The following is a 15,079-nucleotide window of genomic DNA, read 5'->3' as shown; positions in this document are numbered from 1 at the left end:
GGGGATCCGGCCCCGCCCCCGGGCGCGCTCATCCGTGAACAAAGGCCCTGCCATGCTCGCCTCCCGCCAGCCCCGCCCCGCGGCCCTCGCGCCGGACCGCGCCCCCGCGCCCGACCGCGCCCTCGCCCCCGACCTCGCCCGCGACCTCGCGGTGGCGGCGGTGCGGGCGACCATCGTGGACGTGCCGACCGTCCGCGCGCACAAGCTCTCCCAGACCTCCGTGACGGCGCAGAGCTACGTCGTCGTGCAGGTGCGCCTGCGCAACGGCGTCGAGGGTGTCGGCGAGGCCGCGACCCTCGGCGGCCCGCGCTGGAGCGAGGAGAGCGTCGAGGGCATCAAGGCCACCATCGACGCCTACCTGGCCCCGGCCCTGATCGGGCACCCGGCCGACCGGCTCGTGGCCGCGGGCGCGCGCCTCGACGCGGCGGCCAAGCGCAACAACGCCGCGAAGGCCGCCCTCGAGACCGCCCTGTTCGACGCCGTCGGCCGGACCCTCGGGCTGCCGGTCTCGGCGCTCCTCGGCGGGGCGGTGCGCACCGCCTTCCCGGTGCTGTGGACGCTGGCCTCCGGCGATCCCGACCAGGAGATCGCCGAGGCCGAGGCCAAGCTCGCGGCGCGCCTGCACCGCACCTTCAAGATCAAGATCGGGGCGCTGGCGCCGGAGGCGGACCTCGCGCGCCTCGCCCGCCTCGCGGCGGCGCTCGGCGGCCGCGCCACCCTGATCGTCGACGCCAACCAGGCCTGGGACGAGACCACCGCCCGGCGCTGCCTGCCGCGCCTCGCCGACCTCGGCGTCGCCCTCGTGGAGCAGCCCCTGCCGGCCTGGAACGTCGCCGGGCTGGGGCGCCTGCGCGCCCGGGACGGCGTGCCGCCGCTCCTCGCCGACGAGTGCGTGTTCACGCCCCACGACATGCTGGCGGTGGCCGGGGCCGCGGCCGCCGACGCGGTGTCGCTGAAGCTCGTGAAGCACGGCGGGCTGCTGGGCACCCGGGCGGTCGCCGCGGTGGCGCAGGCCGCCGGAATCGGGCTCTACGGCGGCTGCCTGCTCGAGAGCTCGCTCGGCGCTTCGGCCCACCTCCAGGTCTTCGCGACCCTGCGGGACCTCGCCTGGGGCTGCGAGCATTTCGGTCCCCAGATCCTCACCGGCGACCTCGTCACCGAGCCCCTGCGCTTCGCGGATTTCGAGGTCCACCTCCCCGGCGGTCCCGGCCTCGGCGTCACGCTCGATCCCGACCGGCTGCGCCACTACGCCCGGAGCTGAGCCATGCTGTACTGCGTCGAGATGGAGGTCGTCGTGCCCCCCGGCACCGACCCCGACACCCTGGCCCGGCTCAAGGCCGACGAGAAGGCGCGGGCGCAGGACCTCCAGCGCCGGGGGCAGTGGCTCCACCTGTGGCGGGTGGCGGGACGCTACGCCAACGTCAGCGTCTTCGACGTCGAGAGCCACGACGCGCTCCACGACATCCTGTCCACGCTGCCCCTGTTCCCGTTCATGACCCTGAGGGTGACGCCGCTCGCGCGGCACCCGTCCTCCCTGGCCTGAGCCGGGAGCCCGGCAGGCCCGCGGCCCGCCGCGGCCCATCCGCGGGCGCCCCGGGGCGCCCGCGGCAACGAGAAACCGCTCTCCAGACGGGACAGAGGACATGCCCCAGACGCGCACCATCGACATCCAGAGCTTCATCAACGGCCACACGGTCTCCGGCTTCCAGATCCGCATCGTGCTCCTGTGCTTCCTCGTCGTCGCCATCGACGGCTTCGACACGGCGGCGATCGGCTACATCGCGCCGGCGCTGCGGGCGCAGTGGCGGGTGAGCCAGGCGCAGCTCGCGCCGCTGTTCGGCGCCGGCCTGTTCGGCCTGATGGTCGGGGCCTTCGTGTTCGGCCCGCTCGCCGACCGCATCGGCCGCAAGGCGATGCTGGTCGTCACCACGGCCTTCTTCGGCCTCGCCAGCCTCGCGTCGGCCTGGTCCACCTCGATCGAGATGCTGACGGTGCTGCGCTTCGTCACGGGACTCGGCCTCGGCGGCGCGATGCCGAGCGCCATCACGCTCACCTCCGAGTACTGCCCCGAGAACCGCCGCTCGTTCCTGACGATGGCGATGTTCTGCGGCTTCACCGTGGGCTCGGCCCTGGGGGGCTTCGCGGCCGCGCACCTCATCGCCGATCACGGCTGGGGCGCGGTCCTGGTGCTCGGCGGCGTCCTGCCGCTCCTCCTCGTGCCGCTCCTCGTCGTCGGCCTGCCCGAATCGGTCCGCTTCCTGGTCCTGAAGCGGGCGCCGGCGGAGAGGATCGCCGGGCTCCTGCGCCGCATCGGCCCGCAGGCCGACCTCGGGGGCGCCGTCTTCACGGGCATCGCGGCGCCCGCGGGCTCGCCGATCGGCCAGCTGTTCCGGCCCGGCCTCGTCGCCGGCACGCTGTGCCTGTGGGTGACCTTCTTCATGAGCCTGCTGATCTTCTACCTGCTGTCGAGCTGGCTCCCCACCATCATCAGCAGCGCCGGGCTCAGCCTGAAGGAGGCCTCCCTCGTCACCGTGATGCTGGCGACCGGGGGCACGGCCGGGGGCCTCGTGCTCGGGGCGCTCATGGATCGGGCGAACCCGCACCTCGTGCTCGGCCTGTCCTACCTCTGCGCCGCCGGCTTCGTGGCGCTGATCGGCAGCGCCACCGGCTCGGTCGCCCTCCTGGCGCTGGCGGTGTTCGGCGCCGGCTTCTGCGTCGCCGGCTCGCAGATCGGCATCAACGCCCTCGCGGCGAGCTACTACCCGACCGCCAGCCGGGCCACCGGGGTGTCGTGGGCGAACGCCGTCGGGCGCGTCGGCTCGGTGGTCGGCTCGATGATCGGCGCCTCCCTGATCGGCCTCGGCCTCGGCCTGCCGACGACCTTCGGGATCGTGGCGGTGCCGGCGCTCGCCGCCGCGGTGAGCATCGTCCTCAAGGGCCGGCTCGGCGCGCCCGCGGCGCCGAGCCTCGCCCCGGCGCTGCAGAACACCTGACGGGCCGCGGCCCCGCCCGGAGCCCCGCCCGCCCGCGGCCCCGCCCGGGCCCGCGAGCGGGCCGGGCCCGGTCCCCGCGGCATCCGGCATAACCCGTCGGGCCGAGCGGAGCCGGACGGCGCAGGGCGCGTTCCCCACGCGAGCGCCGCTCGGCCGTCCGGACGGGCCGTCCTCCTCGCAAGGGGCCGGGTCCGGGCGCCGGCCGCCGGAGGTGTCGTGGTGACCCAGCGCGTCGAGGCGTCAGCGAACCAGGAGGGACCGCCCCGGGAGGCGGGCGGGCGGCGGCTCAGGCCGGCGCTGCTGCTCGGCGCCCTCGGCGTCGTCTACGGCGACATCGGCACGAGCCCCCTCTACGCCCTCAAGGAGGCGGTGCGGGCCGCGGGCGGCGGGCCCGCCGAGCCGGCGGCCGTCGTCGGGGCGGTCTCGCTGATCCTGTGGGCCCTCGTCCTCGTGGTCTCGCTCAAGTACGCGGTGCTGATCCTGCGGGCCGACAACCACGGCGAGGGCGGCATCGTGGCGATGCTGGCGCTGCTCGGGGCGCGCCGGGCCGAGCCCCGCACCTGGGCCGGCGCGCTCCTCGTCGTCGGCCTCGTCGGGGCGGCGCTCCTCTACGGCGACGGCGCGATCACGCCGGCGATCTCGGTGCTCAGCGCCGTCGAGGGCCTCAAGGTCGAGGCCCCGGGCCTCGCGCGCGCCGTGGTGCCGGTCACGCTCGCGATCCTGCTCGGCCTGTTCCTGATCCAGAGCAAGGGCGCGGGCTTCATCGGGCGCATCTTCGGCCCGGTCATGCTGGTCTGGTTCCTCGTCATCGCGCTCCTCGGCCTCGGCGGCATCCTGCACACGCCGCGGATCCTCGCGGCGCTCAACCCCTGGCAGGCGGTCGACTTCCTCACCCATGCGGGCTGGCACGCCAGCTTCGCGATGCTGGGCGCCGCCTTCCTGGCGGTGACCGGCGGCGAGGCGATGTACGCCGATCTCGGGCATTTCGGCGCGCGGCCGATCCGGCTCGTCTGGTTCGGCCTCGTGCTGCCGGCCCTGGTGATCAACTATTTCGGCCAGGGCGCCGTGCTGCTGGCCGCGCCCGAGGCGATCGACAACCCCTTCTACCGCCTCGCGCCCGGCTGGGCCCACTACCCGCTGATCGGCCTCGCGACGCTCGCCACCGTGATCGCCTCGCAGGCGATCATCTCGGGCGTGTTCTCGCTGACCCAGCAGGCGATCCAACTCGGCTTCCTGCCGTTCATCCGCATCGTCCACACCGCCCGCGACGAGCGCGGCCAGATCTACGTGCCGGTGGTGAACTGGCTGCTCGCCGGCGCGACCCTGAGCGCCGTCCTGATCTTCGAATCCTCCGACGCCCTGGCGGGCGCCTACGGCATCGCGGTCTCGCTGCTCATGGCGATCACGACCCTGCTCGCCGGCCTGATCGCCCTGCGCTGGGGCTACCCCCTCGCCGCCGTGCTCGCCGTCAACGGCGTGTTCCTGGCGGTCGACCTCGTGTTCCTGGCCGCCAACAGCGTGAAGCTCCTCGAGGGCGGCTGGTATCCCCTCGTCCTCACGGCCGTCGTCGCCCTGATGATGCTGACCTGGCTCAAGGGCACGCGGGCGGTCGAGCATTCCCGCGCCGGCGCCCGCCAGGCCGAGGCCGCCTTCCTGGCCCGGCTGCGGCACGACGCCCCGATCCGCCTGCCCGGGGCGGCGGCCTTCCTGTCCTCGGCCACGAAGGGCATCCCGCTGCACATGACGCGCTTCCTCGAGCGCAGCCACGCCCTGCCGGCCCGTTGCACGATCGTCACGGCGGTCTACGAGGAGAGCCCGACCGTGCCCGAGAGCGCCCGCGCCGACGTCACGCGGCTCGCCCCCGACCTCTACCGGGTGACGCTGCACTACGGGTTCATGGAGGACGCCTCGGTGCTCGGCGGGCTGGGCTGCGCGGTGCGGGCCGGCCACCTGCCGCAGGACTTCCTCGACGACGTCACGGTCTTCATCGGCCACGAGACGATCCTGCCCAGGCCCGACCGCCGGGGCATGGCCGCCTGGCGCGAGGCCCTGTTCGCCTTCATGGTGCGCAACGGCGAGCGCACCGGCGCCTATTTCTGCGTGCCGACCCGGCAGGTGGTGGAGGTCGGCACCGAGATCGAGGTCTAGAGGATTTACCGGCGCAGTGGACACCGGTTCGCCGCAGACGATGCGGCGGAATCAAAAACCTGGAGCAGCGGCCGATCGCAGCGCGATCGGATGCTGCTCCAGGGACCGCCGCCTCCCGGGCCCGGGGAGCCGCCCGGCCACGATCCCGCCGGCGCCGCGCCGGTGCTGCCCCGTGCGGCGCCGCGCCCGGTGCGGGCCCGTGCGGTGCCGCACGCGCCCGCACCTGGGGCAGGCGTAGAAGTGTCCGGGCGGGCTCCCGGGTCGCGGCTGTTGAACGCGGGCGAATACGGTCCGGATCGCGCGCGGCCGCCTTCGCCGGCCCGGGAACTCCGCCGCTATTCGATGTCGAGAGGACTGTAATCTTTCTGGATGACGGCGATACGTATTTCAAATACAAACATCGGGTGGGTGATGCGCGTCGACAACAGAGACGTGCATCCCGGCAGGGAGGCGACTGCTCGGCTGACAGGTCCGGCCCACCCCGGTATATTCCGAGCCGAAGAAGGTGGTGCCGGATGTCCTGGAACAGCAAGGTCGTGTGGTCGGAAGGGCTGTTCCTGCGGCCGCACCATCTGCAGCAGAGTGACCGCTACCTGGAGAGCCTGGTCGAGAGCCGGGTCCGGCACGTCACGCCCTATCCCTGGGGCTTCTCCCACATCGAGATCGACCGCGACCTCGCGCAGCAGAGCAAGTTCGCGGTCCGGCGCGCCTCGGGCGTGATGGCGGACGGCACGCCCTTCGACATCCCGGACCAGTCGCCCCTGCCGCCCGCCATCGACGTGCCGGAGGCGGCCGCCGGGCAGGTGGTCTGGCTGATGATGCCGGTCGTCGCCCCCAACAGCCCCGAGGTGGAGGGCGCGGAGCTGGAGAGCGCCAGCCGCTACTACCCCGGCAAGGAGACCCTGATCGACTCGACCTCGGCGCTGCGCGTCGAGGAGGAGATCGACGTCGCCCATCCCCGCCTCTCGTTCGAGCTCAGGCGCACCGCCAAGCCCGGCTACCAGGGCCTGCCGATCGCCCGGGTGATCGAGGTGCGCGACCGCGCCGTGGTGTTCGACGAGCGCTTCGCCCCCCCGGTCCTCACCTGCGCGGCCCACCCGGTGGTGAACGGCTGGGCCGACCGGGTCATCGGCTGGATCGAGAACAAGCTCGAGGGCCTCTCCCGCTACGCCGCCGACCCGACGGCGGGCGGCGGCCTCCAGGCGGCCGACTACTTCGTGCTCCAGCTCCTCAACCGGCACATCCCGGTCCTGCGCCACTTCCGCGAGTCGCGCTACATCCACCCGGAGCGGCTCTACGAGGAGTTCCTGCGCATCGCCGGCGAGCTCGCCACCTTCGTCACCGCCGAGCGGCGCGCCCGGCTCTACCCGGCCTACGACCACAACAACCTCGAGGCGGTGTTCGGCCCGCTCCTGCGGGACATCCAGGACTTCCTGTCGATCCACCTCGACCGGCGGGCGATCCGGCTCGAGCTCGTCGAGCTCGCCCGCAACGCCTTCACGTCGACCATCCGCGACCGCAACCTGTTCCGCAACGCCTCGCTCGTCGTCGAGGTGGCGGCGCGCCTGCCGCTGACCGAGATCCAGAACCAGTTCCCGCACCTGTTCAAGATCGGTCCGAACACCAAGATGAACGAGATCGTGCACGCCCACCTGCCGGGCGTCGGCCTCGTCCACCTGCCGACCCCGCCGCCCCAGATCCGGGCGATCACCGACCACGTCTACTTCCTGCTCGACCGGCAATCGCCGCTCTGGCCCGAGTTCAGCGTCGCGAGCGCCATCGGCCTGCACTTCTCCGGCGACTGGCCGGACCTGGAGCTGGAGCTGTGGGCGGTCCAGGAGGGGCGGCGATGACGCGGGCGGGACGGCGCCCGGGCCGCGATGAGGCCGCCCCACGCCCGCGGAGGCGGCCGTGAGCCGCCCCTACGACCCGTTCGGGCGCGGGGGCGAGCGCACCATCGTGGTGCCGAACCCGGCCGGGCGCCGGCCGGTGCCGCCGCAGGGCCAGCCCACCCCCGCCCCCTACCCGCCGCCGGAGCCCGCCCGGCCCGCCTACGGCCAGCCCGAGCCCGCGCGCCCCGAGCCCCCGCCGCGGCCCGAGTACGGCCGCCCGGATCAGGGCCGCCAGGATTACGGCCGCCAGGAACACGGGCGCCAGGATCAGGGCCGCCAGGATTATGCGCGCCAGGATTACGCCCGCCCCGAGCCGGCGGCCCGGGGCTACGCCCCGCCCGATCCGGGCTCCAACGCCTGGGCCTCGCCCGAGCCGCCGCCCCCGCCGCCGCCCCCGCCGACGAGCGCGGAGCGGGCCCGGGCGCTGGTGCTCAAGCGCGACATCGTGGTGGCGCCCAACCAGAACCCCTACCTCAAGGCCGCCGGGCCGCTGCTGCTGCTGTTCGGGCGCCTGCGGGTGCAGCTCTCGCGCGCCTCGTTTGCCAACCTGATGGAGCAGGTCGCCTCCGCGATCGAGGATTTCGAGAAGGACGCCCGCGCCGCCGGCGCCCCGGCCGAGCAGACCGTGACGGCGAAGTACGTCGTCTGCGCCACCGCCGACGACGTGGTGCAGAACATCCCGACGGACGAGCGCCACGTCTGGACCCAGTACAGCATGCTGAGCCGGTTCTTCCGCGAGCGCATCGGCGGCGTGCGCTTCTTCGAGGAGCTCGACCGCGCCAAGATCGACCCGTCCGGCAACTACCACCTGCTGGAGCTGCAGCACGCCTGCCTGGCCATGGGCTTCCAGGGCATCCACCGCACCAGCGCGGGGGGCTCGGCGACGCTCCAGCAGATCCAGCGCAACCTCTACGAGCTCCTGCGGCGCACCCGCCAGATCAACCGGGAGATCTCGCCGCGCTGGCAGGGGCGCAGCCTCGCCTCGGTGGCGGCCCAGGCGCAGGTGCCGCTCTGGGCCACCGGCTCCGTGGTGGCGCTGCTGCTCCTCGGGTTCTACCTGCTGCTGCGCTTCATGCTCGCGGGCACGACCGAGAGCGCCGCGACGGCCCTCGTCACCGTGCATCCGCAGACCGAGCTCGGGATCCAGCGCCGGATCTACACCCCGCCGCCGCCGCCCCCGCCGCCGCCGCCGACGAGCCCGACGGGCAAGCTGCGCGCCGCCCTCCAGGACGACATCGCGGCCCAGCGGATCTCGGTCGGCGAGTCCGGCAACCAGATCGTGCTGCGCCTCGCCGCGGCCCTGTTCGCCCCCGGCGACGCCGGCGTGAAGCCCGAGTTCAAGCTCCTGCTCGACCGCCTCGGCAAGCTCCTCGAGATCCAGGGCGGCGCCATCAAGGTCGTCGGGCACACCGACAGCGCGCCGATCAAGAACGTCCGCTTCCCGTCGAACTTCCACCTCTCGCTCGAGCGCGCGAAGGCGGTCGCCCAGCTGCTGCGGACGAACCTGTCGAAGGCCGACCGGGTCGAGGTCGAGGGCAAGGGAGCCGACCTGCCGATCGCGCCGAACGACACGCCGGAGGGCCGCGCCCGCAACCGGAGGGTGGAGATCCTGATCCCGCGCGGCGGCTGAGGCCGGGCCGCGGCCGACGATTCCGAGCGGCGGGGCGCGGCGGGCGCCCCCGCCGCCCCGCCCCGGGTTCCCGAAGTTCCCGCATCATTGGTCCCGCGGACCCTGCGAGCCTCCGCGCAATGGTGCCCAGAAGGTCACGAGCGTCATGAGCGTCGCCACCTGGCTCCGCCTCGGAGCCACCGTCCTCGGAGCCCTCGCGCTCTGCGCGCTGATCTGGTGGGCCGGCCCCCTCGTGGCGGTGGGCGAGGTGCGCCCGTTCGAGGCCGCCTGGGTCCGGGCCCTGATCTGCGCCGTCATCGTGCTGGCGGCGGGCGGGCACGTCGGCTGGGAGCTCTACAAGCGCCGGCGCGCCGTCAAGGCCCTGGAGAAGGAGCTCGCCGAGACCGACGCGCCCGAGCACGACGGCAGCGTGCTCCAGGCCGGGATGCGCGACGCCCTGGCGACCCTGCGCAAGTCGCGCGGCGTGCGCAGCGACTACCTCTACGAGCTGCCCTGGTACGTCATCATCGGGCCGCCGGGCTCGGGCAAGACCACGGCCCTGGTGAATTCGGGCCTCAAGTTCCCGCTCGCGCAGGGCACGACCCCGGAGGCGGTGGCCGGCAGCGGCGGCACCCGCTACTGCGACTGGTGGTTCACCGAGGACGCGGTGCTGATCGACACCGCGGGCCGCTACACCACCCAGGATTCCGACCCCCGGGTGGACCGCCAGAGCTGGACCGCCTTCCTCGACCTCCTGAAGAAGCACCGGCCGCGCCAGCCCATCAACGGCGTCCTCGTGGCGATCAGCCTGGAGGACCTCCTCACCGTCGGCGAGGTCGAGCTCACGGCCCACGCCAACGCGGTGCGCAAGCGCCTGCTCGAGCTCCACGAACGGCTCGGGGTCGACTTCCCGGTCTACGCAGTGTTCACGAAGGCCGACCTGATCGCGGGCTTCACGGACTTCTTCGGCCACCTGTCGGAGAGCGACCGGCACATGGTCTGGGGCCACACCTTCCAGACCGACGACAAGACCCGCAACATGATCGGCGAGGTGCCCAAGGAGTTCGACGCCCTGGTGGAGCGGACGAACGAGTGGCTCCCCGACCGGCTCCAGGACGAGCCGACGCCGACCGCCCGCGTGGTGCTGTTCGGCTTCCCGAGCCAGCTCGCCTCGATCAAGCCCCACGTGGTCGACTTCCTGAACCGCATCTTCGAGCCGTCGCGCTACCACGCCAACGCCACCCTGCGCGGCTTCTACTTCACGTCGGGCACGCAGGCCGGCACGCCGATCGACCTCCTGATCGGCTCCCTGTCGCGCAGCTTCGGCTCCGAGGACGTCGCGGCGGGCGCCTATTCGGGCCGGGGCAAGAGCTACTTCCTCACCGACCTCCTGAAGAAGGTGGTGATCGGCGAGGCCGGCTGGGTCTCGACCGACCGGGCGGCGGTGCGCCGCGCGAACATCGTGCGGCTCGCCACCTACGGGGGCCTCGCGGTCCTGTGCGCGGGCCTCGTCGGCCTGTGGTGGACGAGCTACCTGCGCAACAGCCAGCTCGTGCAGCAGAGCCAGACGCTGCTGACGAAGTACCGCGGCGAGGCCACCGACACCTTGCGCGAGCCGGTGGTGGCGGACCGCAACTTCGCCCGGGTGGTGCCGCTCCTCAACACCCTGCGGTACATGCCCGCCGGCTACGCCTCCCGGGACGAATCGGTGCCGGTCCTGGCGGGCTTCGGCCTGAGCCAGCGCGACCGCCTGAACTCCGCCGCCCTCACGGCCTACCACGTCGGGCTCGAGCGCCTGCTGCGGCCCCGGCTGATCTTCCGCCTGGAGGAGCAGCTCGAGGCCAACCGCAACAACCCGAGCTTCCTGTACGAGGCGCTCAAGGTCTACCTGATGATCGGGGGCCGCCCGGAGGCCCCGCCGGACCGCGACCTCGTGCTCGCCTGGATGCGGCGCGACTGGGCCGAGAACCTCTTCCCGGGCGCCGGCTACGCCAAGGGCCGCGAGCTCCTGGAGGAGCACCTGCGGGCGATGCTCGACCTCGAGGACGCCTCCCCGCTCCTCGTCAGCATCAACCAGTCCCTGGTGGACGATTGCCAGCGCACGCTGGCCCGCCTCAGCATCGCCGAGCGCGCCTACGAGCTCCTGAAGTCCGACGCCCGCACGGCGACCCAGCGCGACTGGACGGTGCTGCGCGCCGGCGGGCCGGACACCGCCCTGGTGTTCGAGGTGGCCGGCGGCGGCGACCTCGACCGGGTCCGGGTGCCGTTCTTCTTCACCTACGCGGGCTTCTTCGAGGCCTTCATCGACCGCTTCGGCGACGTCGCGGAGGCGGTGGACCGCGACCGCTGGGTGCTCGGGCCGGCGGGCGAGCAGCAGGCCTACACGAACCAGTACGGGTCCCTGTTCGCCGACCTCCTGAAGCTCTACGCCCGCGACTTCGTCCCGGCCTGGAACCAGTCCCTCGCCCGGCTGAAGATGCGCTCGCTGTCGAGCGACAAGCCGCGCTACCTCGCCCTCCAGGCCGTCGCCTCGCCGACCTCGCCCCTGAAGCAGATCATCGAGTCGATCCGCGACGAGACGCGGCTCACCCGCGAGCGCCCGGCCGGGGCCGGGCGGGCCGAGGCCGACCCGCGCGTGGCCAAGGCCAAGACCATCCTGGGCCAGGCCGCCGGGTCGGCGGCCGAGCGGGCGGCCTCGAGCGTGCTGCCCTCCAGCGTCGCCTCGACGGCGTCCGCCCTCGGCCGCGTCGGCCTCGAGGGGCGCGGCGGGGCGGCCGGCCGGCCCGGCGGGCCCGACCGCTTCGCGATCCCGACGAACGAGGCGCCGGGCGCCAACATCGAGGCCGCCTTCCGCCAGTTCCACGTGCTCGTCGACGGCGAGCCGGGGCGGCGGGCCGTCGACCAGCTCGTCGCCAACCTGAACGAGATCAAGAACGCCGCCCTCACGGCCCTGAACCCGGCCGAGGCCACCCAGGCCAACATCACGCTCGTCACGCAGGCCCGCTCCCTCAAGGCGCTGGCGGCGCGCTTCCCGGCCCCGTTCGAGCCGATGATCCGGCAGGTCTCGAACGAGTTCGAGGGCACCGCCAACGGCGCGGCGGTCTCGCAGCTCGGCCAGGCCCTGGCCGACCAGGTGATCCGCGACTGCCAGCAGATCGTGGCGAACCGCTACCCCTTCGTGCGCACGAGCGACCGCGAGACGCCGCTCGCCGACTTCGCCCGCCTGTTCGGCCCGGGCGGCATCGTCGACCGCTTCTTCACCCAGAACCTGGCGGCGCGCGCCGACCGCTCGCGCCCGCAATGGGTCTGGCGCCAGGACGACCCGATCGCCCGCTCGTTCTCGGCCGCGACGCTGCGGGAGTTCCAGCGCGCCGCCGAGATCCGCGACGCCTTCTTCCCCACCGGCGGCAACATGCCGGCCTTCGGCTTCGCGGTCACGCCGCTGACGCTGAGCGCCGACGTCTCGAAGGCGAAGCTCGAGGTGAACGGCAGCCAGATCGAGACCCAGCAGGGCATCAACACCCCGGTGGCGATGCAGTGGCCCGGCCCCACCGGCCTCGGGCGGACCGCCATCACCCTCGAGTTCGGCTTCGGGACCCAGCCGGTCGTCTCGGAGAAGTCCGGCACCTGGTCGCTCTACCGGATGCTCGACACCGGCTCCGTCCTCAAGCAGGGGGAGGGCATCGTGGCGACCTTCGTGATCGGCGGGCGGCAGCTCTCCTACCAGGTCAACGTCAGCTCCCTCCTCAACCCCCTCGCGCTGCCGGCCCTGCGCGAGTTCCGCTGCCCGACCGGGATCTGACCACGATGCGCTGCGGCCTCTACGGCAAGCTTCCGGCCAAGCGCGACTTCGTCGCCACGGGCGCCCCCCGCGAGTTCCTGGCCGTGTGGGAGCCCTGGGTGCAGGGCGGCGTCGCGGCGAGCCGGCTGAGCCTCGGGGCGCAGTGGCAATCCGCCTTCCTGCAGGCGCCGATCTGGCGCTTCTGGCTCGGCCGCGACCTCTGCGGCGCCACCACGCTCGGCGCCCTGATGCCCTCCGTCGACGGGGTCGGCCGCTACTTCCCGCTCGCGCTGTTCGCGCGCGCCGAGCCCGGCGAGAGCCCGGCGCCCCCCGAGATCGACGCCCAGGACGCCTGGATGGCGGCCCTCGAGGAGATCCTGCTCTCCGCCCTCGCCCCCGAGACGAGCCTCGAGCAGGTCACGGCCTCCCTGGAGGCCCTGGGCCCGCCCGCCAGCCCCGCCCCGGCCGCGCACGAGGGCGTCGCCCGCCTGGTCCCGGCCGGCTGGACGAGCGCCTTCTCGGAGGAGGAGGGCGCCGCCCCCGCCCTCGGCCGCCTGCGCCAGGCCGATCTCGGCCGGGCCTGCGCGGCCTCGAGCTTCTGGTGGACCCTGGGCGGCGGCGACTTCGCGCCCCGGGCCCTCGTGACGCCGGGCCTGCCCGCCAACGCCCTCTTCTCCGCGATGCTGACCGGGGCCCTGCCGCTCCAGTCGGGCGCGGGGCGGTTCGAAAAATAGAGCGTTGCCCGACGAAATGCTTGCGGTTCGTCGCGGACAATGCCGCACAATCGGACGGCCGGGGCCGCGCCCGGCCCGACCGGGGCGGCGACGGCGCTTGCCGGCGGTCCGCCGCCCAGCAGGGAGGACGCTCATGACGCTCGACGAGCCCTCGCTCGGTCTCAGGACCCCGGTGGCGCCCGAGGTGCTCGCCTGCGGGGCGGCGAGCCATGCCGGGCGGGTCCGGCAGCTGAACGAGGACCGCTACTTCGTGGCCCCGGAGAACGGCGTCTTCGCGGTCGCGGACGGGATGGGCGGCCACGAGGCCGGCGACGTCGCGAGCGCCACCCTGGTCGAGTCCCTGGCCACGATCGGCACCGCCGTCACGCCGACGGACCTGCGGGCCCGGCTCGAGGACCGGGTACTGCGCGCCAACGCGGCGATCCGGGCGATGGGGCAGGCCCGCGGCAAGGTGATCGGCACCGTCGTGGCGGTGCTGCTCGTGTTCGAGCGCGACTTCGCCTGCCTCTGGTCCGGGGACAGCCGGATCTACCGGATCCGCCGGGGCGGGATCGCCCAGCTCACGCGCGACCACACCGAGGCGCAGCAGCTCGTCGACAGCGACATCCTGACCCCCGAGGAGGCCAGCGTCTGGCCCCGCCGCAACGTGATCACCCGGGCCGTCGGCGTGCAGCCCGAGCCGGAGCTGGAGCTGCTCAACGGCCAGCTCGAGGACGGGGACGCCTTCGTGATCTGCTCGGACGGCCTCACGGCGCACGCGCAGGCCGACGAGATCCTCGCCCTGGTGGAGGGGGCGGAGCCGCAGGCGGCGAGCGACGCCCTGGTGGCGCTGGCCCTGGAGCGGGGCGGCAGCGACAACGTCACGGCGGTGGTCGTGCGGTTCGACCCCGATCCCCCGGCGACGGCGGCGGCGGCGCCCGAGGACCCGCCCGCCGACTCACCGGCACCCTCAGGCGCCGCGGCGGAGCGCGGCGCGTGAGGCAGGAGACGCGGCTCGCGCCCCGCCCGGCCCTCCGGCTCGCGCCCGGGACCCGCCTGAACGGGATCTACGAGATCGACCGCTACATCACCGCCGGCGGCATGGGGGCGATCTACAAGGGCCACGCCATCGGCACCGGCGACGTCGTGGCGATCAAGACCGTGCGGCCGGAGCTGGCGCAGGACGACACCGTCCTGATGCTGTTCCGCCGGGAGGCCTCGGCGCTGCACACCCTCAACCACGAGGCGATCGTCCGGTACTTCCTGTTCTCGGTCGAGCCGGTCCTCGGCGTGCCGTTCCTCGCCATGGAGTACGTCGAGGGCGTGTCGCTCTCCGAGATGCTGCGCGACGGCCCGCTCCCGACCGAGCAGGTCCGCGTCCTCGTCCGCCGGCTGGCGGGCGGCCTCGACGCCGCCCACCAGCTCGGGATCGTCCACCGCGACCTGTCCCCCGACAACGTCCTGGTGCCGCGCGGCGACGTCGGGCGTGCCAAGATCATCGATTTCGGCATCGCCCGCTCGCCCCTGGGCGGCAACGCGCCCCCGGGCGACGGCTCGCCACTTGGCGACGGCACCGTGATCGGGAGCGGCTTTGCCGGCAAGCTGAACTCCGTCTCGCCCGAGCAGCTCGGGTTGTTCGGCGGCGAGGTCGGCCCGCGCTCCGACATCTACAGCCTCGGCCTCGTGATCGCCGAGGCGGCCCGGGGCACGCCCCTCGCGATGGGTCGCAGCCACGCCGACATCGTCGACGGGCGCCGGCGGCTCCCCGACCTGGCGGGCATCGACAAGACCCTGCGGCCGATCCTGCAGCGGATGCTCCAGCCCAACCCGAAGGACCGGCCCGCCAGCATGGCGGAGATCGCCGCCTGGGCGCCCCGCCCGGCCGCGCGCCCGCGCACCGCGCTGGCGGCCCCGGGGCCCGCGCCCCGGCGCGGCCGGCGGCT

The 15,079-nt window shown here is 73.8% G+C and carries 10 protein-coding genes; all 10 read left to right on the top strand.

Annotated features, from left to right (window positions below; all coding sequences use genetic code 11):
* The first annotated feature begins 52 nt into the window (after positions 1-52).
* Positions 53-1,261, top strand: coding sequence for a muconate/chloromuconate family cycloisomerase (locus DT057_RS14475; protein ID WP_128562806.1), 1,209 nt, complete (start codon positions 53-55; stop codon positions 1,259-1,261).
* A gap of 3 nt (positions 1,262-1,264) precedes the next feature.
* Complete coding sequence (catC, locus tag DT057_RS14470; protein ID WP_128562805.1) at positions 1,265-1,543, top strand: muconolactone Delta-isomerase; 279 nt, start codon at positions 1,265-1,267, stop codon at positions 1,541-1,543.
* Between the two features lie 100 nt (positions 1,544-1,643).
* Entirely contained in the window at positions 1,644-2,993 is a 1,350-nt protein-coding gene (locus DT057_RS14465) for an MFS transporter (RefSeq protein ID WP_128562804.1), read from the top strand.
* Between the two features lie 219 nt (positions 2,994-3,212).
* Entirely contained in the window at positions 3,213-5,141 is a 1,929-nt protein-coding gene (locus tag DT057_RS14460; RefSeq protein WP_238312739.1) for a potassium transporter Kup, read from the top strand.
* Positions 5,142-5,656: 515 nt separating this feature from the next.
* Positions 5,657-6,994 (top strand): type VI secretion system baseplate subunit TssK, encoded by a 1,338-nt coding sequence (tssK, locus tag DT057_RS14455; RefSeq protein ID WP_128562803.1) that lies wholly within the window; start codon positions 5,657-5,659, stop codon positions 6,992-6,994.
* A 58-nt stretch (positions 6,995-7,052) separates the two neighbouring features.
* A complete protein-coding gene (gene tssL, locus DT057_RS14450) occupies positions 7,053-8,663 on the top strand; it encodes a type VI secretion system protein TssL, long form (RefSeq protein WP_203236279.1) in 1,611 nt (536 codons plus the stop codon).
* A gap of 145 nt (positions 8,664-8,808) precedes the next feature.
* The gene (gene tssM / locus DT057_RS14445) at positions 8,809-12,444 is read left to right on the top strand and encodes a type VI secretion system membrane subunit TssM (protein WP_128562802.1); all 3,636 of its coding nucleotides are present in this window, start codon (positions 8,809-8,811) and stop codon (positions 12,442-12,444) included.
* 5 nt (positions 12,445-12,449) lie between these two features.
* Positions 12,450-13,157 carry a type VI secretion system-associated protein TagF gene (tagF, locus tag DT057_RS14440; protein ID WP_128562801.1) on the top strand — a complete coding sequence of 236 codons (708 nt, stop codon included), beginning with the start codon at positions 12,450-12,452 and terminating at the stop codon, positions 13,155-13,157.
* A gap of 133 nt (positions 13,158-13,290) precedes the next feature.
* Positions 13,291-14,136, top strand: coding sequence for a PP2C family protein-serine/threonine phosphatase (locus DT057_RS14435; RefSeq protein WP_128562800.1), 846 nt, complete (start codon positions 13,291-13,293; stop codon positions 14,134-14,136).
* On the top strand, positions 14,133-15,079 hold a 947-nt coding region (locus DT057_RS14430; protein ID WP_244937381.1), incomplete at its 3' end, for a serine/threonine-protein kinase. The genes DT057_RS14435 and DT057_RS14430, both read left to right, overlap by 4 nt.

The organism is Methylobacterium crusticola (assembly GCF_003574465.1).
GTDB classification, from domain to species: Bacteria; Pseudomonadota; Alphaproteobacteria; order Rhizobiales; family Beijerinckiaceae; genus Methylobacterium; species Methylobacterium crusticola.
This window is presented reverse-complemented; position numbering and strand designations above follow the sequence as displayed.

Coding starts and splice junctions, on each gene's coding strand:
- DT057_RS14475 (WP_128562806.1), top strand. CDS start 53: ATGCTCGCCTCCCGCCAGCCCCGCCCCGCGGCCCTCGCGCCGGACCGC.
- catC (WP_128562805.1), top strand. CDS start 1,265: ATGCTGTACTGCGTCGAGATGGAGGTCGTCGTGCCCCCCGGCACCGAC.
- DT057_RS14465 (WP_128562804.1), top strand. CDS start 1,644: ATGCCCCAGACGCGCACCATCGACATCCAGAGCTTCATCAACGGCCAC.
- tssK (WP_128562803.1), top strand. CDS start 5,657: ATGTCCTGGAACAGCAAGGTCGTGTGGTCGGAAGGGCTGTTCCTGCGG.
- tssM (WP_128562802.1), top strand. CDS start 8,809: ATGAGCGTCGCCACCTGGCTCCGCCTCGGAGCCACCGTCCTCGGAGCC.
- tagF (WP_128562801.1), top strand. CDS start 12,450: ATGCGCTGCGGCCTCTACGGCAAGCTTCCGGCCAAGCGCGACTTCGTC.
- DT057_RS14435 (WP_128562800.1), top strand. CDS start 13,291: ATGACGCTCGACGAGCCCTCGCTCGGTCTCAGGACCCCGGTGGCGCCC.